This window comes from Tardiphaga alba, from assembly GCF_018279705.1.
Lineage (GTDB): Bacteria > Pseudomonadota > Alphaproteobacteria > Rhizobiales > Xanthobacteraceae > Tardiphaga > Tardiphaga alba.
On sequence record NZ_CP036498.1, the window covers coordinates 5803936 to 5829961 of the forward strand.

General features: G+C 62.5%; 21 protein-coding genes. 9 read left to right on the forward strand and 12 right to left on the reverse strand.

Annotated elements, in window-relative coordinates; all coding sequences use genetic code 11:
- Positions 1–100: 100 nt before the first annotated feature.
- Positions 101–655 (forward strand): ActR/PrrA/RegA family redox response regulator transcription factor, encoded by a 555-nt coding sequence (locus RPMA_RS27660; protein ID WP_211910874.1) that lies wholly within the window; start codon positions 101–103, stop codon positions 653–655.
- Positions 656–781: 126 nt separating this feature from the next.
- Here the strand turns inward: RPMA_RS27660 and RPMA_RS27665 are convergent, their stop codons facing one another.
- Complete coding sequence (locus RPMA_RS27665; RefSeq protein WP_211910875.1) at positions 782–1276, reverse strand: MmcB family DNA repair protein; 495 nt, start codon at positions 1274–1276, stop codon at positions 782–784.
- A gap of 146 nt (positions 1277–1422) precedes the next feature.
- Here RPMA_RS27665 and RPMA_RS27670 point away from each other — a divergent pair, with 146 nt between their 5' ends.
- Positions 1423–2547, forward strand: coding sequence for a vWA domain-containing protein (locus RPMA_RS27670; protein ID WP_211910876.1), 1125 nt, complete (start codon positions 1423–1425; stop codon positions 2545–2547).
- A gap of 205 nt (positions 2548–2752) precedes the next feature.
- Positions 2753–3418 (forward strand): MBL fold metallo-hydrolase, encoded by a 666-nt coding sequence (locus RPMA_RS27675; protein WP_211910877.1) that lies wholly within the window; start codon positions 2753–2755, stop codon positions 3416–3418.
- A 2-nt stretch (positions 3419–3420) separates the two neighbouring features.
- Here the strand turns inward: RPMA_RS27675 and RPMA_RS27680 are convergent, their stop codons facing one another.
- The 5 genes from RPMA_RS27680 to RPMA_RS27700 all read right to left on the reverse strand — a co-directional run bounded on the left by RPMA_RS27680 (position 3421) and on the right by RPMA_RS27700 (position 8635).
- Positions 3421–3669: a hypothetical protein gene (locus RPMA_RS27680; RefSeq protein ID WP_211910878.1), complete on the reverse strand. Its 249-nt coding sequence runs from the start codon at positions 3667–3669 to the stop codon at positions 3421–3423.
- 182 nt (positions 3670–3851) lie between these two features.
- Positions 3852–4271 (reverse strand): DUF1236 domain-containing protein, encoded by a 420-nt coding sequence (locus tag RPMA_RS27685; protein WP_211910879.1) that lies wholly within the window; start codon positions 4269–4271, stop codon positions 3852–3854.
- Positions 4272–4402: 131 nt separating this feature from the next.
- The gene (locus RPMA_RS27690; protein ID WP_249225487.1) at positions 4403–6919 is read right to left on the reverse strand and encodes a hybrid sensor histidine kinase/response regulator; all 2517 of its coding nucleotides are present in this window, start codon (positions 6917–6919) and stop codon (positions 4403–4405) included.
- A gap of 133 nt (positions 6920–7052) precedes the next feature.
- Positions 7053–8207, reverse strand: coding sequence for an extracellular catalytic domain type 1 short-chain-length polyhydroxyalkanoate depolymerase (locus RPMA_RS27695; protein ID WP_211910880.1), 1155 nt, complete (start codon positions 8205–8207; stop codon positions 7053–7055).
- A gap of 197 nt (positions 8208–8404) precedes the next feature.
- Complete coding sequence (locus RPMA_RS27700; protein ID WP_211910881.1) at positions 8405–8635, reverse strand: pentapeptide MXKDX repeat protein; 231 nt, start codon at positions 8633–8635, stop codon at positions 8405–8407.
- 246 nt (positions 8636–8881) lie between these two features.
- On the opposite strand from RPMA_RS27700, the gene sthA reads away from it, so the two are divergent.
- Complete coding sequence (gene sthA, locus RPMA_RS27705; protein ID WP_211910882.1) at positions 8882–10276, forward strand: Si-specific NAD(P)(+) transhydrogenase; 1395 nt, start codon at positions 8882–8884, stop codon at positions 10274–10276.
- Positions 10277–10383: 107 nt separating this feature from the next.
- Here sthA and RPMA_RS27710 read toward each other — a convergent pair whose 3' ends face one another.
- The 4 genes from RPMA_RS27710 to RPMA_RS27725 all read right to left on the reverse strand — a co-directional run bounded on the left by RPMA_RS27710 (position 10384) and on the right by RPMA_RS27725 (position 13320).
- A complete protein-coding gene (locus tag RPMA_RS27710; RefSeq protein WP_211910883.1) occupies positions 10384–11463 on the reverse strand; it encodes an OmpA family protein in 1080 nt (359 codons plus the stop codon).
- 155 nt (positions 11464–11618) lie between these two features.
- A complete protein-coding gene (gene htpX, locus RPMA_RS27715) occupies positions 11619–12557 on the reverse strand; it encodes a zinc metalloprotease HtpX (RefSeq protein WP_211910884.1) in 939 nt (312 codons plus the stop codon).
- Between the two features lie 113 nt (positions 12558–12670).
- Positions 12671–13075, reverse strand: a complete 405-nt coding sequence (locus tag RPMA_RS27720) for a type II toxin-antitoxin system VapC family toxin (protein WP_211910885.1) — start codon at positions 13073–13075, stop codon at positions 12671–12673.
- Positions 13075–13320, reverse strand: coding sequence for a type II toxin-antitoxin system VapB family antitoxin (locus RPMA_RS27725; protein ID WP_211910886.1), 246 nt, complete (start codon positions 13318–13320; stop codon positions 13075–13077). The genes RPMA_RS27720 and RPMA_RS27725 overlap by 1 nt, the downstream gene beginning before the upstream one ends.
- A gap of 183 nt (positions 13321–13503) precedes the next feature.
- On the opposite strand from RPMA_RS27725, the gene RPMA_RS27730 reads away from it, so the two are divergent.
- On the forward strand, positions 13504–14727 hold the full coding sequence (locus tag RPMA_RS27730) for an LLM class flavin-dependent oxidoreductase (protein WP_211910887.1): 1224 nt from the start codon (positions 13504–13506) through the stop codon (positions 14725–14727).
- Positions 14728–14824: 97 nt separating this feature from the next.
- On the opposite strand, the gene RPMA_RS27735 is transcribed toward RPMA_RS27730, so the two are convergent.
- Entirely contained in the window at positions 14825–15664 is an 840-nt protein-coding gene (locus RPMA_RS27735; protein ID WP_211910888.1) for an SDR family NAD(P)-dependent oxidoreductase, read from the reverse strand.
- Between the two features lie 84 nt (positions 15665–15748).
- Positions 15749–16543: a transglutaminase-like cysteine peptidase gene (locus RPMA_RS27740; protein WP_211910889.1), complete on the reverse strand. Its 795-nt coding sequence runs from the start codon at positions 16541–16543 to the stop codon at positions 15749–15751.
- A gap of 439 nt (positions 16544–16982) precedes the next feature.
- Between RPMA_RS27740 and RPMA_RS27745 the strand changes: the two genes are divergently transcribed.
- From RPMA_RS27745 to RPMA_RS27760, 4 genes are all read left to right on the forward strand, one after another.
- Complete coding sequence (locus RPMA_RS27745) at positions 16983–20567, forward strand: M10 family metallopeptidase C-terminal domain-containing protein (protein WP_211910890.1); 3585 nt, start codon at positions 16983–16985, stop codon at positions 20565–20567.
- Positions 20568–20712: 145 nt separating this feature from the next.
- Positions 20713–22485, forward strand: coding sequence for a type I secretion system permease/ATPase (locus RPMA_RS27750; RefSeq protein ID WP_211910891.1), 1773 nt, complete (start codon positions 20713–20715; stop codon positions 22483–22485).
- A complete protein-coding gene (locus tag RPMA_RS27755; RefSeq protein ID WP_211910892.1) occupies positions 22482–23789 on the forward strand; it encodes an HlyD family type I secretion periplasmic adaptor subunit in 1308 nt (435 codons plus the stop codon). Before RPMA_RS27750 ends, RPMA_RS27755 begins: the two co-directional genes overlap by 4 nt.
- A gap of 10 nt (positions 23790–23799) precedes the next feature.
- The gene (locus RPMA_RS27760) at positions 23800–26025 is read left to right on the forward strand and encodes a CHASE2 domain-containing protein (RefSeq protein ID WP_211910893.1); all 2226 of its coding nucleotides are present in this window, start codon (positions 23800–23802) and stop codon (positions 26023–26025) included.
- Position 26026: the final 1 nt, after the last annotated feature.

Consider the following 26026-nt stretch of genomic DNA (forward strand, 5'->3'; position numbering starts at 1 on the left):
TTTAACTTCGTGAGCAAGCCATTGCCGGGATCACAACCTTGGCAGATGAACTTCGTGACGCCATATGCTAGGGGTTATTGCAGATGGAGGATTTCAGACCGTGAATGCACTTGCCGAAGTGACCGAACAGACCGACCGCTCGCTCCTGATCGTTGAGGACGACAAGCCGTTTCTGGAACGGCTCTCACGGGCAATGGAAACGCGTGGCTTCACGGTGACGTCCTGCGATACCGTCTCTGATGGTCTCGCCCAGATCGGCAAGTCGGCGCCGGCTTTTGCGGTGGTCGATCTTCGCCTCGGCGACGGCAATGGCCTCGACGTCGTGTCGGCACTCAAGCAGCAGCGCCCCGACGCGCGCGCCATCGTGCTCACCGGCTATGGCAACATCGCCACCGCCGTGACCGCCGTGAAGATGGGCGCCGTCGATTATCTCTCGAAGCCTGCCGATGCGGACGACGTCGTCGCCGCGCTGCTGGCGATCGACAATGAGAAGTCGGAGCTCCCGAACAATCCGATGTCGGCCGACCGCGTGCGCTGGGAGCATATCCAGCGCATCTATGAGATGTGCAATCGCAACGTCTCGGAAACCGCGCGCCGCCTCAACATGCATCGCCGCACGTTACAGCGCATCCTCGCCAAGCGCGCGCCGAGGTAATTTATTTTCGTCATTGCGAGCCCTGACGAATTGCGCAGCAATTCGTTTGGGCGAAGCAATCCAGTTCTTTCTTCGTGAGGCTCTGGATTGCTTCGTCGTTACGCTCCTCGCAATGACGGAGAAGTATCAGAACTCGTTCGGCAGGGCTGCATGACCTTGAGGGTCGTGCAGCCTGTTCAGTCTGTGGGCTGCCGTCATGGCGAAGCGCAGCATCATCGCCTTGCGCGTGGCCGCCGGCAATCTGTGCTCGGGCGCCTCGCATTGCACATGCGCCCCATAGGCATCGGCCACGATCAGGCCTGTCTCGCCCGGAAAAATCTCGCAGGGCAGATCCTGCGTGAAGGCGAAGAAGAGCCGGTCGCAATGGGCGCGGTAGTCCGGCCATTTCTGGTCGGCACGCAAATCCTCCACCGATGACTTGATCTCGACGATCCAGATCTCGCCTTTCTCATTCATCGCCACCAGATCCGCCCGCCGCCCCGACGGCAGCGGCAGTTCGGCCACGCATGAGAACCCGAGCGAACGGAGCAGGCGGATGGTGCCACGCGCAATCGCCAGCGCCGTCTCGGACTGACGGCGATCAAAAATCAGCGTGGGGGCGTGAACGGCATGCGATTCCATAGCGACAAACTTAGCCGATTTCGGCGGGAGCGCCCATCGCGGCCCGCAGGTGTCGACCACTGCCGTCGCGCGCGGCGGCGCAGCGTCCCGAGCACCTTCGCAGTCCCCAAATCAGCGCGATGAAACGAGATAATCGGAGATTTTCCATGAGTTTAGCCCGCATCGGCCGCGTTTTCCTGATCGCCGCCGCCGTCACTCTGTCCCACGCCGCGCTGGCGTCCTCGGCCTATGCCAGGCCCACCGTGGAGGTCGCTTTCGTGCTCGACACCACCGGTTCCATGGCCGGGCTGATCGAAGGCGCTAAGCGCAAGATCTGGTCGATCGCGACCTCGATCCTCGACCAGAATCCCGATGCCGACATCCGCATGGGCCTCGTCGCCTATCGCGATATCGGCGACGACTACGTGACCAAGACCTACGATCTCACCACCGACATCCAGGATCTCTACGCCAACCTGCTGCAGGTCCGCGCGAAAGGTGGCGGCGACTGGCCGGAAAGCGTCAATGAGGCGCTCGATGTCGCCGTCAACAAGCTGAAATGGACGACCAACAACGACACGCGCCGCATCGTCTTCCTGGTCGGCGACGCGCCGCCGCACATGGATTATGCGCAGGACACCAAATACGAAACGACGCTGAAGGTCGCCAAGCAGAAAGACATCATCGTCAATGCCGTGCTCGCCGGTGCGGCGCGCGACACCGAGCGCGCGTGGCGCGACATCGCCCAGCGCGGCGACGGCCGCTTCATCGCGATCCCGCAAGACGGCGGACAGGTGGTCATCATCGAGACGCCCTACGACGAGGAGATCATCATCCTGCAGAACGAGATCAACAAGACGGTGATTCCGTATGGCCCGCGCGCGCTGCAGAAGCACACGGAAAACAAGACGCGGCAACTGTCCGAAGTCGCGGCCGCCGCACCGGCATCCGCATCGGACATGGCGAGCTACATCAACAAGCGCGCAAAGCTGTCGTCGGAAGCGGTGACGGGTGGCGGCGACCTCGTCAGCGATGTGGCGTCGGGCGGAAAGAAGCTCGACAGCGTCAAGGATGACGAACTCCCGGACTCTCTGCGCAAGCTGTCGATGAAGGACCGCAGCGACGAACTCAACAAGCAGCTGGCAACGCGCAAGAGCCTGAACGAGAAACTCACCGCCCTCGTCGCCAAGCGCGACGTCTATGTGGCCGCCCAACGCGACAAGGCCCCGGCGAAGGCATCGTCCTTCGATCGCGAGGTCGAGGCGACGTTGAAGGTGCAGTTGAAGAAGTAGTTCGACGTCGGAGCAAAGCCCCCTCACCCGGATCGCAATTGCGATCCGACCTCTCCCCGGTGGGGAGAGGTACAGACAGAGCTCCGTTCACCTCTCCGCACCGGGGAGAGGTCGCGCGCTCTTGCGCGCGGGTGAGGGGTGCTGCCCGCTCGAATTTGCTTGCGCCTCCCCTTCCCTCTCCCGCAAAAATCGGCATTGTGGCGCGATGACAGAGAACGCACCTCAGGCCCAGGCGGGCGGCACCATCATTCCCGTCACGCTGTTTCAGCAGAACTGCATGTTGCTGTGGGACGAAACCACGCGACAGGCCGTGGTGATCGATCCCGGCGGCGACGTTCCGCTGATCCAGGAGGCGATCGCCAAGGCCAATGTGAAGGTCGAGGCGATCTGGCTCACCCACGGCCATATCGACCATGTCGGCGGCGCTGCCGAATTGCGCGATGCGCTGAAGGTCGAGATCATCGGCCCGCACAAGGCGGATCAATTCCTGCTCGATCATGTGGAGGATAGCGGTGCCAAATACGGCATGACCGGCACGCGCAATTTCCTGCCCGACCGCTGGCTCGAGGAAGGCGACACCGTCAGCGTCGGCGGCCTCAGCTTCGATATCCTGCACTGCCCCGGCCACTCACCCGGCAGCGTCGTCTATTACAGCCGCGCGATGAAATTCGCGCATGTGGGCGACGTTCTGTTCGCGGGCTCGATCGGCCGCACCGACTTCCCCGGCGGCAGCCACGAGACCCTGATCAATTCGATCATGACCAAGCTCATTCCGCTGGGTGACGATGTCGGCTTCATTTGCGGCCACGGTCCGGGCTCCAGCATCGGGCAGGAGCGGATGACGAACCCGTTCCTCACGGGCGCGGCATAGCCTCAGCTCGCGCGATCGAGATCGATCCATTCCTCGATCTGCGAGGCCGCGACGGTGCGCTTGGGCTGATAGGGATTCAGCGTGCCTGCGGTCGCAGTCCAGCCCTTGGCGAGGATCTCGCGGGCGAACACTTTCGCATCGATTTCAGATTTGAAGGTCTTCGTGGTTCGCGCAGGTCCGGTCGCGCGGGTGTCGGACCTGATCGCCCGATCAGGACCAAAGGCAACATACCAAGTATCAGGTTTCGTCATCATTCCTTCGTAACGCCAAATATGACGAAAAGTTGCATAAGTTGTGGCAGCTCGCGCAAATGTCGCGACTGTCACATCCTTTCAACAGCGCAGACCGCTCTCAACAAGGCAGGCCGCCCGGGGAGGGGCGACCTGCAGTTTGGGAGATACGTGGCTCCGATCAGAAGAGTCCGATCGACGACTTAGTCGATCACTTCGACGATGCGATGCGTTCCCGGCTCAACCAGAACGGTACGGCCATTCACCACTGTGTAGCGATAGTCGCGCGCGGCACGATATTCGGCCGGCACCTCGTAATAGGTCACGCCGCTATCGGGCAGCACTGCACCGACGCGCACTTCGCGCTCATAGGTGTAGGACGGACGACGCTGTTCAACGACATAGCTACGGAAGCGCGGGCGGTCATCGACGCCAAGCACGCCGGCCACGCCGCCGACAACGCCACCGATGGTGCCGCCAACAATGGCGCCCACCGGGCCGGCAGCCCGTTCACCTTCGCGCGCACCGCGCTCGATGCCACCGGGAACGCCCTGGGCCTGAGCGATGGCAGGCATCGCCATCACGGCAACGACGGCAGCAGTTCCAAGAAGACGGCGGATCATGATGATCTCCAATTTTCGGTTGCACATATTGCGGCGATACAAGTGCGCCGCCGGGCAATGGTTCCGGGCATGGAAACGCAGATCGGCGCGTTGCAGCGACGAAATTTTTGCGGGGAACAGGAACCCCGTCGCTAGACGCTAATCATCGCGCGGATGCGCCGGGACAGGATATCGAGATCGAACGGCTTGGTGATCATCTCCATGCCCGGCAGCAGAAAGCCTTCCGCCATCGCGACGCTTTCGGCATAGCCGGTGATGAAGAGAATCTTCAGATCAGGCCGCGTCTCTCGCGCCTGATCTGCAAGCTGGCGACCATTCATGCCGGGCAGGCCGACATCGGTGACTAGCAGATCGATCTTGGCGTTCCCTTGCAACACGGCCAGGCCGGATGTGCCGTCGATCGCTTCGAGCACGTGGTAGCCTTCGTCCTGCAACAGTTCGACGACGACTGCCCGCACCACAGGCTCGTCTTCGACGACAAGCACCGTTTCGCCCGCCGACTTGTGCTCGTCACGCTGCGTGCCGGCGACATCTTCCGACGCGGCGCCTTCGTGGCGTGGAAGATAGAGCTTCACACTGGTGCCGAGGCCGACATGGCTGTCGATGCTGACATGGCCATTCGACTGTCGCGCGAAGCCGTAGATCATCGACAGGCCGAGGCCGGTGCCCTGCCCGATCGGCTTGGTCGTGAAGAACGGATCGAAGGCGCGCGCCAGTACATCCGCCGTCATGCCGGTGCCGGTATCCGCCACTGCGATGCAGATATAGTCGCCGGGCGTCAGTGCCGGCGTATCCGCCGTGATGGTTCCGACATGGATGTTGCGGGTGACGATCGACAGCCTGCCGCCATCCGGCATGGCGTCGCGCGCATTGATGGCGAGATTGAGCAGCGCACTTTCGAGCTGGTTGGGATCGCACAGCGTGGACCACAGGTCCGGCGCGGCCGCGATATGCAACTCGAGCCGCTCGCCGATGGTTCGCCGCAAAAGGTCCTCGAGCGACATCACCAGCGCATTGGCATCGACCGCCTTCGGCACCAGCGGCTGTCGTCGCGCGAAAGCCAGCAGCCGGTGCGTGAGCGACGCCGCGCGATTGGCCGAGGTCATCGCCGCATCGATGTAACGCGGAAGGCTCTCGGTGCGGCCCTGGCCGAGGCGCGTTTGCATCAGGTCGAGCGAACCGACGATGCCGGTCAGCAGATTGTTGAAATCGTGTGCAATGCCGCCCGTGAGCTGGCCGACCGCTTCCATCTTCTGCGACTGACGCAGCGCTTCTTCCGCGGCTTTCAGGCGCTCGGCGGCGGCCTTCTCCTCGGTGACGTCACGCGCCACGCAATAGATCAGCTCATTATCGGGCGTCGCGGTCCAGGATAGCCAGCGGTAGGACCCGTCCTTGTGGCGCAGCCGGTTCTCGAACCGGATCGTCTGATAACCCAGAGCGAGCTTCTCGATCTCGGCGATCGTCTTGGCCTGGTCGTCGGGATGTTCGAGCCAGCGCGAGGTACGATCGAGCAGATCGGTCTCGCTCCAGCCGAGCACCTGCGTCCAGGCCGGGTTCACCGTGCGCCAGGCCCCGCTATAGTCGGCCACCATCAGGAGGTCGCGCGACACGCTCCAGATGCGATCGCGCTCGCGGGTCTTTTCACGCACGCGCTCCGCCAGCGTGGCATTGAGTTCGGCAAGTTTGAGCGCAAGCTGCTTGGCCTGTTCCTCACTGCGCTGCAAAGCCTCGCGAGACTGCACCTCTTCGGTGACATCGGTATGCGCGCCGACCAGGCGGAGCGGCTTTCCACTCTCATCGCGCTCGATGATCGACTTGACGGAGATCCAGCGCAGCGCGCCATCGCTTGGGCGAATGATGCGATACTGCACGCTATATTCTTGCACGCCGCTTTTGACGGCCTCGATGAATTTCTGCTCGGTCGCTTCGCGATCTTCGGGATGGACGCGCGCCACCCAATCCTGATGCGACTCGTTGACGGCATCCGGCGGCAGGCCATGGATGCGCAGATATTCCGGCGAGCGGCGGTTGCGGAAACCCGTTCGCAGATCGACTTCGAGACCGCCGATACTGCCGATCTCCTGCACGCGCGCCAGTTCGGCCTCGCGTTCGCGCAGCGCGATATTGGCCTGATGGTCCTTCGTGACATCACGGCAGATCACCATCACGCCGCCGATGCCGTCATCGCCATCAAGCGGGCTGTAACCATAGGTCCAATAGCCGTAGGTCAGCTCGCCGTTGCGAGTGACGGGGATCAACTGATCCTCATGCCAGGTGGGGCCGCCACCGGACATCACCTGATCGACCTGCGGGCCGATGATATGCCAGATCTCATGCCAGAACGCGCGACCTTGCTCGCCGAGCGCACGCGGATGCTGCTGGTCGTCCAGCGTCGCGCGATAGGCGTCATTGTAGAACTGGATGAGCTCAGGCCCCCACCAGATGAATATCGGGTGATAGCTGTTGAGCAGGATGCGGATCGCCGTGCGCAGGCCCTGAGGCCAGCCGGATGGCGGGCCGAGCGGCGAGGAACGCCAGTCGTAAGCGCGCATCAGCGCGCCCATGTCGCCACCACCGGCGAGGAAATCGACCTGATTCTCTGTACGCTCTGCCGCCATATGCGGAACAATCGATCCGTCTGAATTCATGCAGGAATTTAGCGGGCGCAGGCCAGCTGCGCAAATCGCAATATGCGGACTTCAGGCGCGCAGCGACAGGGAGCAGTTCAGGCTGAACGCCGTCTGTCGCACAGCGCCATCGATACCCGCAAAGGATAGAGAATTACTTGATCAGGCCGATCGCAGAGAGCGCGCGGGTGACGACGCCGGAGACGTCCGACGCGCGTCGACCGGGCGGGTTGCGCCTTTTGCTGCGGCGATCCTGTTCCGCGCGCTGTTGCTGCGGGCGCGATGGTCGGCTACGCGACTCTTCGCTCGCTGCGGTACGGATCGGCGCCTGCTTCGTCAGGCCGAAAAACTGCGCGATGTGCCAGGACGAGGCGATGCCGGCATCGAGCATGAATTTGGTGGCGGCACCATAGGCGTCTTCCTGACCTTCGATGGCCAGCGGCGTGCCATGGACCATGCCGGTGATGGTGTAGGACTCCACCACGGTCTCGCCAGTCCCGTTCCACCACACCTCGCGCGGATAGCCATCGACATCGCCTGCGGACATCGGCGCGTCCGGGAGGCCATGAAGGCCCAGCCACTGCTTGACGATCTCGCCGGCATTGGCGGGATTGACGGTGCGATCGGCTGCGCCATGCCAGACCGAGACGCGCGGCCACGGCCCCTGATGCGGCGACGCCTTGCGGACGAGATCGCCGAGCTCCTGCATGCTGCGCGTCGGCGCGCGATACATGCCGGCCAGCGCCTCCTGCGTCGATTGCGCAATGCCGTAAGGCAGGCCGGCAATGATTGCGCCGGCGGCAAACACGTCGGGATAGGTGGCGAGCATCACAGACGCCATTGCGCCACCAGCGGACAGGCCGGTGACATAGATGCGTTTGGCATCGACACCATGAGCGATGGCCGCATGCTCGACCATCTGTCGGATCGATAATGCTTCGCCGCTATCGCGGCTGATATCTTCGGCGGCGAACCAGTTGAAGCATGTGTTGCTGTTATTCGCACGTGTCTGCTCGGGCATCACGAGCACGAAACCATAGCGCTGCGCCAGCTTCGACCAGCCCGAGCCGAGGTCATAACCGGCAGCCGTCTGCGTGCAGCCATGCAGCACGACGACCAGTGCCGGCTTCGGCGCAAGCTGCTCCGGCGCATAGGCGAACATTTTGAGATTGCCGGGATTGCTGCCGAAGTCGGTCACTTCCTCCAGCGGACTGTCGCCAACGGGAAGCTCGGTGCGGCCCATGCCGTTCAGGCCACCCGCCATTTTGGGGAGGTGGCGGAAGAATTCGATGTTATCGGCGAGGGACACGGCAGCTCCTGAAGGTCGGCGCGCTTTGACAACAGCACCGACATCATATGGTTGCTGCACTGCAAAATAATAACGGATGGGAACCCGAAAGCCCATCAAACAAACGCGACTTCGGGAAAAAACTTTGCAAGAAAGGTATTAGAAGAAGCCCCGCGCGGCGGGAACCGGGCGGGACCGAAGCAAATGATGAAACGGGCCTAGTTCTTCTTCATCATGTTGTCTTTCTTCATATTGTCTTTTTGCATGCCGTCTTTGGACATGGTGTCCTTCTTCATCCCGTCTTTCGCCATGCCATCTTTGGACATGCCGTCGCTCTTCTGCATGCCGGAGCCCATCTTGCTTGAATCCTGACTGGTGGTCTGGGCAAAGGCGGCGGGCGCGGCACCGAGCGCGGTGGCACAGATGGCGGCGAGAATGATCTTCTTCATGGTCGTACCTCCAGATGGTCGCCCCGCCCGGCACCATGCCCGCGGAAACGCTCCTATCGCTCTTCGGTACGGCGTCCGGCCGTCAGTTGTTACACCGGGAGCCTGTCGCAAATCCGTGATCGCGACGTCATTACCCACATGGCGGCGGTGAAGACTCAAAAGACTGTCGCAAAACCGCGATACGGATCTGGCCTGATTGCTGCATGGCAACACGCTGCCAGCTCCTCCTGCCATCGAGACCTTTTCATGCATGACTACGACATGATCGTCATCGGCTCCGGTCCGTCGGGCCGGCGTGCCGCCATTCAATGCGCCAAGCTCGGCAAGTCGGTGCTGGTGGTGGAGAAGGGACGACGGGTCGGCGGCGTCTCCGTGCATACGGGAACGATCCCTTCGAAAACGTTGCGCGAGACCGTCCTCAACCTGTCCGGCTGGCGCGAGCGCGGTTTCTATGGGCTCGGCTATCGCGTCAAGCAGGATATCGGCGCGCACGACCTGATCGCGCGACTGCACAAGACGCTCAATCACGAAGTCGAAGTGCTGGAGCATCAGTTCAGCCGCAACGGCGTCCGCACCGCGAATGGCGAAGCACGCTTCACCGGCCCGCATGACATCGAGATCGTGTCGGAGCGCGGCGACGTCAAACGCGTCACCGGTGAAAAAATCCTCATCGCCTGCGGCACGCGTCCGTTCCGCCCGGACTATGTGCCGTTCGATGGCAACACCGTCCTCGACAGTGACGAGGTGGTCGAACTCTCGAAACTGCCGCGCAGCCTCGCGGTGATCGGCGCCGGCGTGATCGGCGTCGAATATGCGACCATCTTCAGCGCGCTTGACGTGGCCGTGACGCTGATCGAGCCGCGCAACAGCTTCCTCGATTTCATCGACAAGGAGCTGATCGGCGAGTTCATGCACGAGCTGCGCGATCGCAATGTCGCGCTGCGGTTGGGATCGAAGGTGGATGCCATCAGGATCGCTGACAGCGGGCATATCGTCACCGATCTCTCCGATGGCCGCCACGTCACCTCCGACATGCTGCTGTTTGCTGCAGGCCGCGTCGGCGCCACTGATGCGCTGAAACTCGATACCGCCGGAATCGAGGTTGACTATCGCGGCCGCATCAAGGTCGATCCGGTCACGATGCAGACCACCGTGCCGCATATCTATGCCGCCGGTGACGTGATCGGCTTTCCATCGCTGGCCTCCACATCCATGGAACAGGGCCGTGTCGCCGCCTGCCATGCGCTGGGCATCGACGCGCATGCGCCGCCGGAATTCTTCCCCTACGGCATCTATTCGGTGCCGGAAATCTCGACGACCGGCCTCACCGAAGAGGAAGTCCGCGAGAAGGGCATCCCCTACGAGATCGGCATCGCGCGCTTCCGCGAAACCTCGCGCGGCCACATCATGGGGCTGAACAGCGGCATGATGAAGATGATCTTCTCCACGCGCACCAAACGGCTGCTCGGCGTGCACATCCTCGGCGAAGGCGCGACAGAGCTGATCCATATCGGCCAGGCCGTGCTGAACCTGAAGGGCACGATCGACTACTTCATCCAGAACACGTTCAACTATCCGACGCTGGCGGAAGCCTACAAGATTGCCGGGCTGGATGCGTGGAACAGGATGACGGCGAAGTAGCTCAGAGAATGTAGGGTGGGCAAAGCGAAGCGTGCCCACCATCAAATCACGGCTGGTAAAGGTGGGCACGCTGCGCTTTGCCCACCCTAAGCAACAGCGATCGTCTCTCAGTTCAGCTTCACGACCTCCACACGCCGGTTCTTTGCACGTCCATCATCCGCATCATTCGACGCCGCCGGCGCCAGCATCCCGACGCCGGCGGCGCGCAGGCGTTTGCCATCGGCGCGGTAGCTGGCCGTCAGCGCAGCCACCACCGATTCCGCGCGACGGCGGGAGAGATCCAAATTGTAGTCGTAGGCGCCCTGATTGTCGGTGTGGCCAACGATGAGCACCGCGAGCTTCGGGTCGGATGACAGCAATCCCGCGATCTCCTGCAGGGTCGGCGCGGATTCCGGCTTGAGATCGGCCTTTCCGGTATCGAAGAAGATCCCGTACAGCGCCACCCGCCCGGTCGAGCCGATGGTCTTGGCCATGTCATCCGCTTTGACGACGACCATTTTCTGCTCGCGCGGCTTGGGCTCGACGATATGCACCAGGGCAATGGTGCGCTCGTTGAATGCCTTGCAGTAGAGATCGTCCTTCATCTGAAACGTATGCACGGTGACATAGGCATCGCCGCCGGGCTGTGGAATTTTGGCGGCGAAGAACCGCTGATCGTCGATGCCCGATGTCAGCGCGCATTTGCCGTTGGAGAAATCGGCATCCTTGATCTGCGCTTCGGTGACAAAATGCATCATCAGGCTCATGTCGCCGCCGCCGCCTGAACTGGAGCGGGTCGATTCGCCGCCGCAATCCTCGCCCTTGCAGGTGAACAGGACGTCGCCGCCGGCAGACTTCACGACGTCCTGATAGTTGCGCAGCACTTCGAGCGGTGAACGATTGGCCGGCAACAGATAGACGATGCGCGTGCGCGCGCCTTCGACCTCCAGCGCCTGCTTCGGCTTGAAGACCTGATTGTTCATGCGATCGCGTTCGCTATCGCCGGCCTTTTCCAGTTTCGACAGCGGGATGCTCAGATCGGTGAATGCGAGACGTTCATAGCTGACGATGAACGAGCCGTCGTAGCGCTTGAGCAGCGCATTGTCGCGTGCACCGGGGATGTCTTTGTTCGGAATGGTCGCTTCGGCCAATGCGCTGCCGGCGCCGAGCAGGCAGAAGAAGCCGAGCGTCAGATATCGTCCCAACATGAATGATGCGCCTCCGTTGCACGGATGGACACGATCATCATTCACGGTGCGGAGACAAGGAAACTCGGAGGTGGCCGAACGCCGCGCAGCCATGCCCGGTTTCCGTTGAACCAAACATGGCTGCGCAATGACTTATACGATCGTCCTGCGCGTCGTTAGCCCCAAGGGCCACGACGCGGCGCGCTGCCGCCATTCCATGGGCCGGTCGCGGCTGGAGCAGCCGGGCGCTGCTGCACATAGCCGCCTTGCGCGCCCATCTGCTGCGCGAGCTGCTGCAGCGCTGCGATACGATTTTGCGTGGCCGGGTGGGTCGTGAACAGATTGTCCATGGCGCGGCCCGACAGCGGATTGATGATGAACATATGCGCGGTCGCCGGTGCACGCTCGGCGTCCTCGTTCGGGATGTGATGCGCGGCGTTCTCGATCTTGGCCAGTGCCGAGGCGAGCCACATGGGCTGGCCGCAGATCCGCGCACCCATCTCGTCGGCGGCATATTCGCGCGTGCGAGAGATCGCCATCTGCACCAGCATGGCGGCGAGCGGCGCCAGGATCATCAGCGCGATCTGGCCGATGACACCCGGGCCATTATTGTTGCGGTTGCCGCCGAAAAACATGCCGAACTGGGCGATCATTCCGATCGCACCGGCAATGGTGGCGGTGATGGTCATCAGCAGCGTGTCGTGATGCTTGATATGCGCAAGCTCATGCGCCACCACGCCAGCTAGCTCCTCGCGCGACAGCTGCTGCATCAGGCCCGTCGTGACAGCAACGGCGGCATTCTCCGGATTGCGGCCGGTCGCGAACGCGTTCGGCTGCGGATTGTCCATGATATAGACCTTGGGCATCGGCAGCTGCGCATTGTGGGCGAGCTCGCCGACCATGCGATACAGGTCGGGCGCATTGCGCGCATCCACCGGCTGCGCGCCGTGCATCGACAGCACCGCGCGATCCGAATTCCAGTAGGCGAACATGTTCATGCCGGCGGCAACCACCAGCGCGATCATCGCGCCCGACGCACCGCCCATGAGATAGCCAACGCCCATGAACAGGGCGGTCATGCCGGCCAGCAAGATTGCGGTCTTGAAATAGCTCATCGTTCCTCCTGCTCCCGCGCGCCAACACGCGACGAATGCGCTGCGGTGCATGCATAAAATGGTGATGGCAGTGATTGTTCCGCAAGGCGTACTGATGCGGCAGCGCGTCGCAATCAGAGGACGGTTTCAAGATCGGTCTGACCGAATTCGCCACCCGTCGCCAGAATCGGAACGTCGTAGTGCTTTGCGCACGCATAATGCAGGCAATCGCCCAGATTGAGACCACGGCGCCCCGATCGGTAGCGATGCGCCGCCGCTAGCGCGAGTGCAACCGTTACGCCGGCCGGTGGCAGGTCACTGATCTCGATGCTATGCTGGTCGAGAAATTCGAGCACCATCTTCTCGACCACATCGATGGGCAAATTGAACTTGTCCGGACGTGCGAGGCCCATCACCGCTTCGAGGACCGCAACCGGCGATGTGAGGCGCTGCTTTCCGCCAGCGAGGGCATCAGCGACGCGCTCGGCTTCGGGCTCGCCCGACAGCATCGCGATCACTGCGCATGCATCGACGAACATCAATCCGCCTCCCATTGCTCGTCAAAGGCCTCACGCGGCAACGGCTTCTTTGCCTTCTCGCCGAGAGTAACACCATATTTCGCGCGCAAACGAGCTGCCGTTTGCAACGGCGTTTCGCCTTTACGCCGCCTCTCGATTGCCTCGGTCATGGCGATCACGATGGCATCGGTGATGCTGACGTCAGCCAGCTTGGCAAACTCGCGCGTCAGGGCATCTGCCTCCGGGTTGTTGACATTGATCGGCACCGCACCCTCCATGTAGATAGTTCGACTTATCGATGTAGATAGCACGATTTTCCACCAAACAATAGAGCGAACACAGGGTAGCCGCCACGGGAGGCGGCCATGCGGCGGATCGCATTGACGCCGGTCTCGGTGACCCTAGGCTGGTGACAAGCAAAAAAGACCACAAGCAAAGAGGAAACATTCATGGCTCGCGTGAAGTTCGGCGCCTTTCTCGCTCCCCATCATCCCATCGGCGAACATCCGATGCTGCAGTTCCGGCGAGACCTCGATCTCGTCGAGCAGCTCGACTCGCTCGGCTATGACGAATTCTGGTGCGGCGAGCATCACTCATCCGGCTGGGAGATGATCGCTTCGCCGGAGATGTTCCTCGCCGCCGCGGGCGAACGCACCAAGCGCATCCGGCTCGGCACCGGCGTGATCTCGCTGCCCTACCATCACCCCTACAATGTCGCCCAGCGCATGGTGCAGCTCGACCATATGACCGGCGGGCGCGCCATCTTCGGCTCGGGACCGGGTGCACTGGCGTCCGATGCGCATACGCTCGGCATCGATCCGATGACCCAGCGCGACCGCCAGGACGAGGCCATCGACATCATCCGCCGCCTGTTCAGAGGCGAGCGCGTCACGGCGAAGAGCGACTGGTTCACCATGAACGACGCGGCGCTGCAGATCCTGCCGCTGCAGGAAGAGATGCCATTCGTGGTGGCCTCGCAGATTTCGCCGTCCGGCATGACGCTGGCCGGCAAATACGGCATCGGCATCATTTCGCTGGGCTCGATGTCCACGCAAGGGCTGATGGCACTGCCGACGCAATGGGGCTTTGCCGAGGATGCCGCGAAGAAGCACGGCACCACCGTCGACCGCGCCAATTGGCGGGTGCTGCTGTCCTGGCACATTGCCGAAACGCGCGAACAGGCCGAGCGCGAGGCCGGCCCTGGCCTGATGCGCTGGCACAACGAATACACCGTGAAGACGCTGCAGCGGCCGGGAGTACAGCCCTTCTCGTCACCCGAGGATGCCGTGGAGAAGACGGCAGGCGGCGAGAATGCAGCATCCACCATCGGCACGCCCGATGATCTCATCAAGACCATCAAGAACCTGATGCAGGTAAGCGGCGGCGTCGGCACCATCATCGGCTTCGTGCATGACTGGGCCAATTCGGAAAACACGCGGCGCAGCTGGGACATGGTGGCGCGCTATGTGGTGCCGGAGATCAACGGCTACATCGCATCCTTGCGCAAATCACAGACCTGGGTGATCGAGAACCGCGAGGTGTTCGAGCGCGCCGGACAGGCCGTGATGGCCAAGATCATGCAGAACGAGAAGGCCGCCGCCGCGCTGCCGCTCACCGGACCGGGCCGCGTAGCGATCCCGACGGTGAATGCGCCGGATCTGCGGAAAGGCTGAGCCTGTAGCCCGGGTGAAGCGCAGCGTAACCCGGGGACCGGCGTTTCGACCATATCTACGGTCCCGGATTACGCTGCGCTCCATCCGGGCTACGGACCTATTCCGCCGTACCGAACATCTGGCGCAGGCCGACATAGCCGGCCTGTTGCTGGCTCCAGTTGCGGCCGCCGATGACGCCGCCATCGACGACGAGGTCGGTGCCGTTGACGAAGCTCGACTCGTCGCTGGCAAAAAACACCGCGGCATTGGCGATATCGTCCGGCAGTCCCGCACGCGGGATCGGTTGCGCTGCCTTGAACACCTCGCGCATCTTCATGGCCATGCCGTCTGCGGCTTCCACCGACAGGCCGAGCGCCTTGCCGAAAATGCCGGTAGCGATGGCGCCGGGCGAGATGCTGTTGACGCGCACGCCGCTCTCGCCGAGCTCCATGGCGACGCATTGCGTGAGGTGGATGACCGCCGCCTTGGCCGCACCATAGACGACCGAGGAAGAGTACCCGGCGAGGTGGCCCGCGATACTGCCATTGTTGATGATGCTGCCGGAGCCCTGTTTTTTCATATGCGGCGCTGCGTGCTTCATGCCGAGCATGACGCTGCGCACCAATGTTGCCATCGCGGCGTCGAAGCGATCGACGTCCAGGCCTTCGATGCCGCCGGTCTGCGCGGGGCCGCCGGCATTGTTGAACAGGCAGTCGATGCGGCCGAAATGATCGACGGCGAGCGTGATCAGCGCCTTCATCTGCGCTTCGTCGGTGACGTCGGTCTGCAGGAAGCGGCAATTGACGCCGAGCTGCTTCGCAAGCGCCTCGCCTTCAGCGGCGCGGCGGCCTGCAATGACGATCTTTGCTCCCTGCGCGACAAAGACTTCGGCCGTGCGAAGACCGATGCCGCTGGTTGCTCCGGTGATAACCGCGACCTTGTTGTCCAGACGTCCCATGAAACGCTTCCCTTTGTTGATTTTATGGGAGGCATTTGACGCCGGGGCGCAGCGCCGGCGCAAGACGTAAATGATCGGACGCGTCTACAGGGCGGGACGTCCCGTCTTCCGATCGCTCGAGGCCAGACGTGCACTTGCCGTTTCGCCCGCAGCGGCCGGCATGGTGCTGGCCAGCAGCGGCGCCTCCGGATATTGCCGCACGCCGTTCTGGTCCATCACGAACATCGGCTTCACGTTCCGCATCTGGACGTCTTCCACCATCGCCATGCGGCGGTTGTCGAGCACGAACCAGCGGCCATCCAGCCGTGCGGTTGCAACCGCATGATCCTCGTTGCGCAGGACGTCACGCAGGATGACGATGCGCAGATCCTCCGCTGCGACGCCGGCGGCACGCAACGCGACGAATTTGGCGATCGCATAATCCTCGCAATCGCCGGCGCCCATCGCCAGCAATCCCAGTGGCGAACGCCAGACGTCGATATCGCCATAAAGCGCCAGATCGTCACCGGGGCGGACCGCCAGATTCAGGGCGCGGTTGACTTCACCCAGGCGGGCCCGGCCCTCGCGGGCCTGCGCATCCGCGACGATACCGAGGAATTTCGCCGCTTCCGGCGAACAGCGCTCGGCCGTTTCGCGGCACAGTTCGATAGCCAGCAGGTCATCATCCCGCTCGCGTTCGACGCCCCGCCACTTCATGGCGAGCTCGCCATCCGGCTGCACCGTCGTCGCGAGGCCGAACGGCTCCGCCGCGCGTTCGACCACATCGATCGCACGGTCCGCATTGACCGTACCAGCCACCGCAGCAGACGCCGCCATCGCAGCGAAGCCGCAGAGAAGGAGAGATGCGCAGCCGAGCCGCGCGGTGCTGAAAGTCCACATGGGACGCCCCATTTTGCCCGGGCATCGACGAGCCTGACTGCTCGCACGTGACCGGATCGTTTATGGGGCGATCTTGAGGCGTCGATTTTTCCGCCTGATTAAAAGGGCTTAGCTGGCACCCCGAAATTGGCTCACGCACTGAAAGCGGCCTCTCCAATTTGCCGACAATTTTATCGATCGCTGGATATATGCAGCGCACAAGGTGTCAGAGCACCTTTTCAATTCGTTCCATGACAAAACGGCGTGATCGCTGTGATTGCATAAATTGCCACGCAACATGCTTAACGCGAATTTACTTTTGTTTTCAGGCGGATGAGACGCTGGATCAGGACGATTTCACGGATGTCGCAGAGATGCGTAAGCGTACACTTCCGCATTGCACCCCATGGTGGTATGCATGGCTGGATCATTATCCAAACAATAACCATGAGCAGTCGCGTTGAATTACGCCGGCACGTTCGACTTTTCGCAATTGGGGGATGCGCAGGCTGACACGGCAGCGGGCGCGTTTGGCGTGGCGCATGTCGCAGCCCCCGGCGAACATGCGGCTGCCATCACAGTTCCCGACGCCAATCTGCTGTTTTCGGGCGATTACAAGCGCGCCGGCCTCGATCTGGTGCTGTCGAAAGACGGTCAGGATCATATCGTTGCCGACTACTTCAACGGGGCGCACCGCGCCGCACTGAGCTCGCCGGATGGCGCGACGCTGTCGCCCGATCTCGTCAAGGCGCTGGTCGGCGAAGTGCAGGTTGCGCAAGCCGGTGGCGCGACGAATTCAGCCGCACAGGTGATCGGCACCGTCAGCAAGCTCGCCGGTTCGGCCACCGCAATCCGCAACGGCGTCTCGGTGACGCTGAATGTCGGCGACCCCGTGCAGAAGGGCGACGTCGTTCAGGCCGGCGCCGACTCATCGCTCACTTTGACCTTCATTGACGGCACCGTGTTCGGCCTCTCGGCCAATGCCCGCATGGTGCTGAACGAGATGGTCTACGATCCCGCCGGATCGTCGAACTCGTCGCTGCTCAGCCTGATCCAGGGCACCATCACGTTCGTCGCGGGCGAGACCGCGAAAAACGGCGACATGCGCGTCGATACGCCGGTGGCGACGATGGGTATTCGCGGCACCGCCGTGCTCGTCGAAATCGGTTTCGAAGTGCCCGGCCAGGGCGGCGCGCCGCCGGTGAAATTCCAGGTGCTGGTGGAGCCGAACGGCTATACGGGCTCCTATGTCCTGTACAGCAAGACCAGCGGCCAGCCGATCGGCACCGTCAATCAGGCCGGCCAGGTCACCAGCGTCACCGGCGCCGGCGATGCCTCGACCGGTCAGGCCGACCCGCTGTCGCAGATGGCGCAGGCGATCATCCAGCAGACCCTGCAGACCTATTTTCCGAACTATGTGCCGAATGCCAACCCGCGCAGCAATGGCTCGGGCGCGGGCTCGACACCGGCCGATCCGCTGTTCGATCCGATCCAGAAACTGCCGAACCTGATCATCGACCAACCGAATGTCGTGCCGATCAATCTGCCCGGCAATGGCCCCGGCGCACCGCCCATCACCGTGCCGGTGATCGTGACGCCGCTGAACACCGCGCCAATCATTCTGGTGACCCCGGTCACCGTGATCCTGCCGGTGGATGCCAACAACTTCAAGCTTTCGGATCAGGTGACGATCACCGATCCCGACGCCAACAATCCCGTCTTCAACGACGTCATCGTACCCTATGTCGCGGGTTCGGGCCGCGTCGCATCGGCAACGGGGCCGGGTCATGGGCCCAGCGGCACCGCCCTTGCGAGCCTTGTGACCGTCGATCCCGTCACCGGCCAGGTCAGTTACGATCCCGCCGCCTTCAAATATCTCGCGGCCGGCGAAGCCGCCGTGTTCACGATCGCCTTTCAGAGCCGGTCTGGCCCTGACACGGTCAGCAACACCATCACCGTGACCATCGTCGGCGTGAATGATGCACCCGAGATCACATCGGCATCGCTGGACGTCGCACAGGGCGGCTATACACCCGTCGCCCTGTCGGATATCACCATCTCCGATCCCGACAGCACGAGCTTCACTTATTATCTGAGCGCCACGCACGGCACGTTCGAGAAGTGGGACGGAGAGAGCTGGGTCGAAATTACGAGCAGTGACGCCATCACTGCAGCCGACATCACGGCTGGGCACGTTCGCTTCCATCACGACGGCAGTGGCGACGCGCCGACGGCCACCGTCATCGTCAGCGATGGCAGTGCATCCAGTACGCCCCATCAGATCGACATCGACTTCACACCTGCAAACACGGTCTATCATCTGACCTCGACCCAGGGGCTCAGCATCGATGTATCGGCCTATGGCGCAACGAATGGCTTCGCGTTTCCGGGCGCCGGCAACGTCACGACACCGCTGACGCAGGAAGACCGCATCGTTCTGGCCTATCAGAATGGCAACGGCCACGTCGCCCTGAACAATTCGCCGATGATGGGCGACCGGGACATGGCGGTCTTGTCATCCAGCCAACACACGGCCGATGGGAAGACGTCCGTCAGCACCACACTGAACGGTGGCAACGGGCTCACGCTGAAGCAGGTCATCGAGCTCGGCGACAACGCCAACTATTTTACGACCACCGTCACCATCACCAATACGAGCGATCACGGCGTCAATGGCGTGCGCTTCATGCGCAACTTCGATCCGGATCAGGACGTCGGCTCGCCCGTCAACGGCAGCACCGCGACGATCAACGACGTCATCAACGGCACCAATTTCGCCATCGTGTCCGCGCAGGGCACGACATCCCACACGACCGTCGCGATGATTGGCCTCAGCGGCACATGGCGCGGTTCGGTCTATGGATTCACGAATGAAGACCCGTACAGCCCCGGCGCCTATGACAATCCGGTCGATCCCAACGGGTCGGTTGCCGACCAGGCACTGTCGCTAACTTATCACTTTGGGACCATCGCTGCTCATACGAGCGCAACGGTCACCTATATCACGACCAACAATATCGCGACGAACGGTGACAACGCGCTTTATGGCACCATTTCGTCGGACACCATCAACGGTTTCAAAGGCAACGATCTGTTGATCGGCCTCGGCGGCAACGACAAATTCGTCTTCGACGTTGGATCGGGTCATGACACGATCCTGGATTTCGCTGTCGGTGCCGACACGATCGACGTCAGCGCCTATGCAAACTTGTCGTCCGATTTCTCGACCTGGCTGAGTTCTGGCATCCTGCAGACGATGGGCGGGGACACTTTGGTGCACCTCTCGCCCACGGATACGATCCTGCTGAAAGGCGTGGCAGCCGGCGACCTGACGGCGGCCGACTTCGGCCTTCCTCCTCCGCCCAACCATGCACCGGTATTCGATACCAGCAATCTCAGCGTCTATGACGATATCGAGCTGGGCGGCATCACGCTCCGTGGCTTGTCCGTCAGCGATCCAGATTCGGCAGGTCAGGAGTTCTCGATCACAGCCTGCGCCAATCTCGGCGATGTCGGATATCCTGAACCTTCGCCCGACCTCGCAAATCTGAACGAGAACCTGTCCTACGGGATCAACTACCAACCGTCGGACGCCGTGCCGCCTTACGTCGAAAAGGTCCAGCTGTCTGTCTTCGATGCGTCGGGCGCCAGCGACACGATCAATATTCATTTCGCCGTCGCACCGACCGGTCCCGTCACCCTGACAGGCGGTCAAGGCAAAGACCTGCTGGTCTCGACAGGCTTCAATGACACATTGACCGGCGGCGCAGAGGCCGACCAGTTCATATTCGGACCAGATTCCGGCCACGACACGATCACAGACTTCAAACCGGGAACGGACAGGATCGACCTGCAGATCGACGGAACATTCGCGCCGAACGAGGATGCGTTCCAGCTTTGGCTCCAAGACCACGCGACATCTTCGACTGAAGGTTTGCGACTTCAACTCGATGATACCGGGCACAATACGGTTCTTCTGACGAATGTGACAGCCAACCAACTGCATGTGAGCGACTTCATCGTTCACGACACTCTTCTCGTCTGATCGTCTGAGCCGCTTCGCCATTAACCCTCCTCTATTCACCATCTGACAAATCCGCTCATCGATGGCATAATGTCGGGGATGATCGAGGCTGAGCCGGGCACATGATGCTGCGGAACCGGTCTCCACGATCCGCAAAGGTTTGACGATGCAGCGTGCACTGACGCAGCGTGGTTCGGCACGAACCTCCAGCCCATCGGCGCGGACCGAGCTCGGCGATGCCCTGCGGGCCTGCCGCGGCGCGTTTCTCGGCGTCGGGTTGATGAGCTGCATGATCAACCTGCTCTATCTCACCGGCTCGTTCTTCATGCTCGAAGTCTATGACCGGGTGCTGCCGAGCCGCAGCGTGCCGACGCTGGTCGGCCTCATCATTCTCGCGGGCGGGCTCTATGTCGCCCAGGGCGTGCTGGACCTGTTGCGCGGGCGCGTCCTGGTGCGGATCGGCAGTTCGCTCGACGAGGCGCTCAGCCCGCGCGTGTTCCAGACCGTGGTGCGGCTGCCGCTGATGGCCGGCAAGAGCAATGAGGGACCGCAGCCGCTGCGCGACCTCGACAATGTCCGCGCCTTCCTGTCCGGCATGGGGCCGAGCGCGCTGTTCGACCTGCCGTGGTTGCCGCTGTATCTGGCCATCTGCTTTGCCTTCCACCCGATGATCGGCGTCACCGCGCTGATCGGCGCCCTGCTGCTGATCGCCCTGACCGTCGTCACCGAGATGATGACTCGCGCGCCTGCAGAGGAAGCCGCGGGCCTCGCCGCACGGCGTGGCGGCATCGCCGCAGCCAGCCGGCGCAATGCGGAGGTCGTCGTCGCCATGGGCATGGCCGGCCGCCTGACCCAGCGCTGGAAGGACGCCAACGAGACCTATCTCGCCGGCAACCAGCGCACCAGCGATGTCGCCGGTGGTCTCGGCGCCATCGCCAAGGTGATGCGCATGATGCTGCAATCGGCGGTGCTCGGCGTCGGTGCCTATCTCGTGATCAACCAGGAGGCCACGGCCGGCGTCATTATCGCCGGCTCGATCCTCAGCGCCCGCGCGCTGGCGCCGGTCGATCTGGCCATCGCGCACTGGAAGGGTTTCGTCACCGCCCGGCAGAGCTGGCATCGCCTCAATGGCCTGCTCAACGTGCTGCCGACACAGATGGCGCTGACACGGCTGCAGGATCCGACCGATACGTTGAGCGTCGAGGCTGTCAGCCTCGCGCCTCCCGGCGAGCAGCGCATCACCGTCAATGACGTGACCTTCGCGCTGAAGGCCGGCAACGGGCTCGGCGTCATCGGCCCCTCGGGCTCGGGCAAGTCATCGCTTCTGCGCGCCCTTGTCGGCGTGTGGAAGCCGGTGCGCGGCCATGTCAGGCTCGATGCGGCCGCACTCGAGCAATGGGCGCCCGACGATCTCGGCCGGCATATCGGCTACCTGCCGCAGGATGTCGAACTGTTTTCCGGCTCCATCGCGGACAATATCTGTCGCTTCGATCCCGATGCCGACGATAACGACATCATTGCCGCAGCCAAGCAGGCCGGCGTTCATGAGCTGATCGTGGGGATGCGCGACGGCTATGATACCGAAGTGGGCGACCACGGCAGCGTGCTGTCCGCCGGCCAGGCGCAGCGCATTGCGCTCGCCCGCGCGCTATATGGTGATCCGTTTCTCATCGTGCTCGACGAGCCGAACTCCAACCTCGACACCGAAGGCGACGAAGCGTTGACGCGCGCGGTGCGCGCCGCCCGGGCCCGCGGCGCCATCGTCATCGTGGTGGCACACCGGCCCATCGGCATCGAAGGCGTCGACATGCTGCTGGTGCTGAAAGACGGCCGCATGCAGACCTTCGGCCCCAAGGAGACAGTGCTCGGCCAGGTGCTGCAGCGGCCGGCACCGCAGCCGATCAAGATCGTCGCCGATGGCGGAGTGACCAAGCCATGAGCGCGCCCGAGACGCCGTCACGTCATTCCATTCGCATTCACCTGATCATCGGGCTTGCCGTCGTGCTGGTGCTGGGCGGCGGCCTTGGCGGCTGGGCGGCCACGGCGCAATTGGCGGGCGCCCTGATCGCGCCGGGATCTGTGGTGGTCGATTCCAACGTCAAGAAGGTCCAGCATCCGACCGGCGGCGTCGTCGGTGAAGTGCGCGCGCGCGACGGCGATGTGGTGAAAGCCGGTGATGTCGTCATCCGCCTCGACGATACCGTGACCAAAGCCGGCCTTGCGATCGTCACCAAGAACCTCAACGGCCTGCGGGCACGCGCTGCGCGGCTGGAAGCCGAACAGCGCGGCACGGACCGGATTACGTTCCCGCCGCAACTGCTCGAACAGATGGCCGATGACGACGTGAAGAACGTGATCGGCAGCGAAACCAAACTGTTCAATGTGCGCTCCACCGGACGCGTCGGGCAGAAGCAGCAATTGCGCGAGCGCATTTCGCAATTGAACGAGGAAATTTCAGGTCTCAGCGCACAGGAACAGGCGAAGACGCGCGAAATCGCGCTGGTCGAAAAGGAGCTGGTCGGCGTCCGTGGCTTGTTCGATCAGCAACTCGTGCAGATCTCGCGCCTGACCGTGCTGGAACGCGACGCTGCGCGCCTTGCCGGCGAACGCGCCCAGTTCATCGCGGCACGTGCACAGGCCAAGGGCAAGATCACGGAAATCGAGCTGCAGATTTTCCAGATCGACAAAGATCTGGTCAGCGAGGTCTCGAAGGACCTGCGCGAGACCAATGACAAGATCGGTGAGTTCGTCGAGCGCAAGGTCACCGCCGAAGACCAGCTCCGCCGCGTCGATATCCGAGCCCCGCAGGACGGAGTGGTGCTGCAATCCACCGTACATACCGTCGGCGGCGTGATCACCGCAGGCGACACATTGATGCTGATCGTGCCGCAAACCGACAGCCTGTCCGTGGAAGCACGCGTCAATCCGCAGGATATCGACAAGCTGCTGATCGGGCAGAAGACGCTGCTACGTCTCTCCGCCTTCAACCAACGCACCACGCCGGAGCTGAATGGCGAAGTCAGCCGCGTCTCGGCGGACACTACCACCGACCAGCGCACCGGCCAGAGCTATTACACGATCCGCATCTCGCTGCCGCCATCGGAAGTCGCGCGGCTCGGCGATGTCCGCCTGATCCCGGGCATGCCGGTGGAGGCTTTCGTGCAGACCGGCGAGCGCACCATGCTCTCCTATCTGGCCAAGCCGCTGAGCGATCAGTTGATGCGCGCCTTCCGCGAGAAGTGATGCCACAGCCATGACACGCTTGCGGCGAGTAAAGCGACTGGCGCGCCGGTTCGGCAAGGCGCGTGCGTTCTGTGTCGTGCTGCTATTCGCCCTTGCCGCGCTGCGCATCACCGACATCCCCGCCGTGGAAGAATTGCGGTTGCGCAGTTTCGACACCTATCAGGTGATCGAGCCGCGGGTTAAGACGGCAAAACCCGTCGCCATCGTCGATATCGACGAAAAGAGCATCCAGAAATACGGCCAGTTTCCCTGGCCGCGCACGCTGCTTGCAGATCTCGTGACACGGCTGCGCATGATGGGAGCGATCGTCGTCGCCTTCGACGTCGTGTTTCCCGAACCAGACCGCCTGAATCCCGGCCTCGCCGCCAACAGTTTCGCCGGGCTCGATGACGAGACGCGTACACGCCTGAAGGCACTGCCGAGCAACGATCAGGTGTTTGCGGATGCGATCCGGCGTGCGCGCGTGGTGCTGGGCGAGTCCGGCCTGCCCTATGTCGTGCGCGAACTCGACAAGACGCTCCCGGTCACCGGCCTGGCGACACTCGGCGGCGAACCGCAGCCTTTCATGCTCAATTTCCCGGGCCTGTTGCGCAATGTCGAGGTGATCGAAAAGGCAGCGGCGGGGCGCGGCATCTTCTCGATCCGCAATGAGCGCGACGGCATCGTGCGTCGCGTGCCGATGCTGATGCAGACCCAGGGCGTCACCATGCCCTCGCTCAGTTTCGAAATGCTGCGCGTGGCCTCCGGCACCGATACGATCCTGGTGAAATCCGACCGCGCCGGCATCAAGAGCATCGGCGTACGCGGCTTGGAGATTCCGACCGACCGCAACGGCCAGCTCTGGGTGCATTTCGCCAAGCACGATCCAAGCATCTATGTCTCTGCCGCCGATATTCTCGACGGCACAGCGCCACCGCAGGCCGTGGCTCGAAAGCTGGTGCTGCTGGGCACGTCTGCAGTCGGCCTGCTCGACGTCAAGACGACGCCGCTCGATGCCTCCATGCCGGGCGTCGAGGTGCATGCGCAAGTGTTGGAGAGCGCGCTGACCAAGAATGTGCTGTCGCAACCGAATTATGCCATCGGCGCCGAACTGCTGACCGCGATCCTTCTCGGCATCATCGTGATCTGGCTGGCGCCGATGTTCGGGCCGATCACGCTGATCGGCATGGGCGCGGTCTTCGCGGCACTGCTGATTGGTACATCCTGGTACTTCTACACGACACAACGCCTGCTGATCGACTTCACCTACCCGCTGCTATCGACCACATTGATCTATCTGACGCTGATCTTCAGCAATTTCGTGCGCGAACAGGCGCAGCGCCAGCGTATCCGATCGGCGTTCAGCCAATATCTGTCGCCAGCCCTTGTTGCCCAGCTCGCGCAGTCGCCCGAGAAACTCGTTCTTGGCGGCGAGGAGCGCGAGATGACTATCATGTTCTCCGACGTGCGCGGTTTCACCACCATCTCGGAGAGCTACAAGCACGATCCGCATGGCCTGACCACGCTGATGAACCGTTTCCTGACGCCGCTCACCAATGCCATCCTCGATCGCAAGGGCACCATCGACAAATATATGGGCGACGCCATCATGGCGTTCTGGAATGCGCCGCTGGATGACAGTGAGCATCAGATCAATGCCTGCCACGCCGCACTCGACATGCTGGACAGGATCGAGGCACTCAACAAGACGCGCGCTGACGAGGCCACCCATGGCGGCCATGTCTACATCCCGCTCAATGTCGGTATCGGCCTGAACACCGGGATCTGTGTCGTCGGCAATATGGGATCGGATCTGCGCTTCGACTATTCGGTGCTCGGCGACAGCGTGAATCTCGCATCGCGCCTGGAAGGACAATCCAAGGAATACGGCTTCCCGATCATCGTCGGATCAAAGACGGCTCTGGCCGCAAAGGATCGCTTCGCGATCCTGGAACTCGACTTCATTATGGTGAAGGGCAAGACGGAGCCGGAGGTGATCTATGCCATCGCCGGCCGCGAGGACGTGGCGCGATCCGAAAGCTTCCAGCAGCTCCGCAACCTGACCATCGAGATGCTGGCCTGCTATCGCAGCCGCGACTGGGACGGCGCCTTGTTTGCGATCGAGCGCGGGCGCACGTCCGATGTCGGGCATCAGTTGAAGTATCTATACGAGCTCTACGAGAAGCGCATCCGCAGCTATATGGTCACGCCGCCTCCGGACAACTGGAATGGCGCCTTTGCACTGCTGACGAAGTAGA

What these genes read in the sequence shown, in the direction of transcription:
- RPMA_RS27755 (WP_211910892.1), top strand. Translation starts at nt 22,482, where the DNA reads ATGAGCGCGCCCGAGACGCCGTCACGTCATTCCATTCGCATTCACCTG.
- RPMA_RS27735 (WP_211910888.1), bottom strand. Translation starts at nt 15,664, where the DNA reads ATGGGACGTCTGGACAACAAGGTCGCGGTTATCACCGGAGCAACCAGC.
- RPMA_RS27665 (WP_211910875.1), bottom strand. Translation starts at nt 1,276, where the DNA reads ATGGAATCGCATGCCGTTCACGCCCCCACGCTGATTTTTGATCGCCGT.
- RPMA_RS27690 (WP_249225487.1), bottom strand. Translation starts at nt 6,919, where the DNA reads ATGAATTCAGACGGATCGATTGTTCCGCATATGGCGGCAGAGCGTACA.
- RPMA_RS27670 (WP_211910876.1), top strand. Translation starts at nt 1,423, where the DNA reads ATGAGTTTAGCCCGCATCGGCCGCGTTTTCCTGATCGCCGCCGCCGTC.
- RPMA_RS27710 (WP_211910883.1), bottom strand. Translation starts at nt 11,463, where the DNA reads ATGTTGGGACGATATCTGACGCTCGGCTTCTTCTGCCTGCTCGGCGCC.
- RPMA_RS27760 (WP_211910893.1), top strand. Translation starts at nt 23,800, where the DNA reads ATGACACGCTTGCGGCGAGTAAAGCGACTGGCGCGCCGGTTCGGCAAG.
- RPMA_RS27680 (WP_211910878.1), bottom strand. Translation starts at nt 3,669, where the DNA reads ATGACGAAACCTGATACTTGGTATGTTGCCTTTGGTCCTGATCGGGCG.
- RPMA_RS27750 (WP_211910891.1), top strand. Translation starts at nt 20,713, where the DNA reads ATGCAGCGTGCACTGACGCAGCGTGGTTCGGCACGAACCTCCAGCCCA.
- RPMA_RS27730 (WP_211910887.1), top strand. Translation starts at nt 13,504, where the DNA reads ATGGCTCGCGTGAAGTTCGGCGCCTTTCTCGCTCCCCATCATCCCATC.
- sthA (WP_211910882.1), top strand. Translation starts at nt 8,882, where the DNA reads ATGCATGACTACGACATGATCGTCATCGGCTCCGGTCCGTCGGGCCGG.
- RPMA_RS27685 (WP_211910879.1), bottom strand. Translation starts at nt 4,271, where the DNA reads ATGATCCGCCGTCTTCTTGGAACTGCTGCCGTCGTTGCCGTGATGGCG.
- RPMA_RS27720 (WP_211910885.1), bottom strand. Translation starts at nt 13,075, where the DNA reads ATGTTCGTCGATGCATGCGCAGTGATCGCGATGCTGTCGGGCGAGCCC.
- htpX (WP_211910884.1), bottom strand. Translation starts at nt 12,557, where the DNA reads ATGAGCTATTTCAAGACCGCAATCTTGCTGGCCGGCATGACCGCCCTG.
- RPMA_RS27740 (WP_211910889.1), bottom strand. Translation starts at nt 16,543, where the DNA reads ATGTGGACTTTCAGCACCGCGCGGCTCGGCTGCGCATCTCTCCTTCTC.
- RPMA_RS27675 (WP_211910877.1), top strand. Translation starts at nt 2,753, where the DNA reads ATGACAGAGAACGCACCTCAGGCCCAGGCGGGCGGCACCATCATTCCC.
- RPMA_RS27700 (WP_211910881.1), bottom strand. Translation starts at nt 8,635, where the DNA reads ATGAAGAAGATCATTCTCGCCGCCATCTGTGCCACCGCGCTCGGTGCC.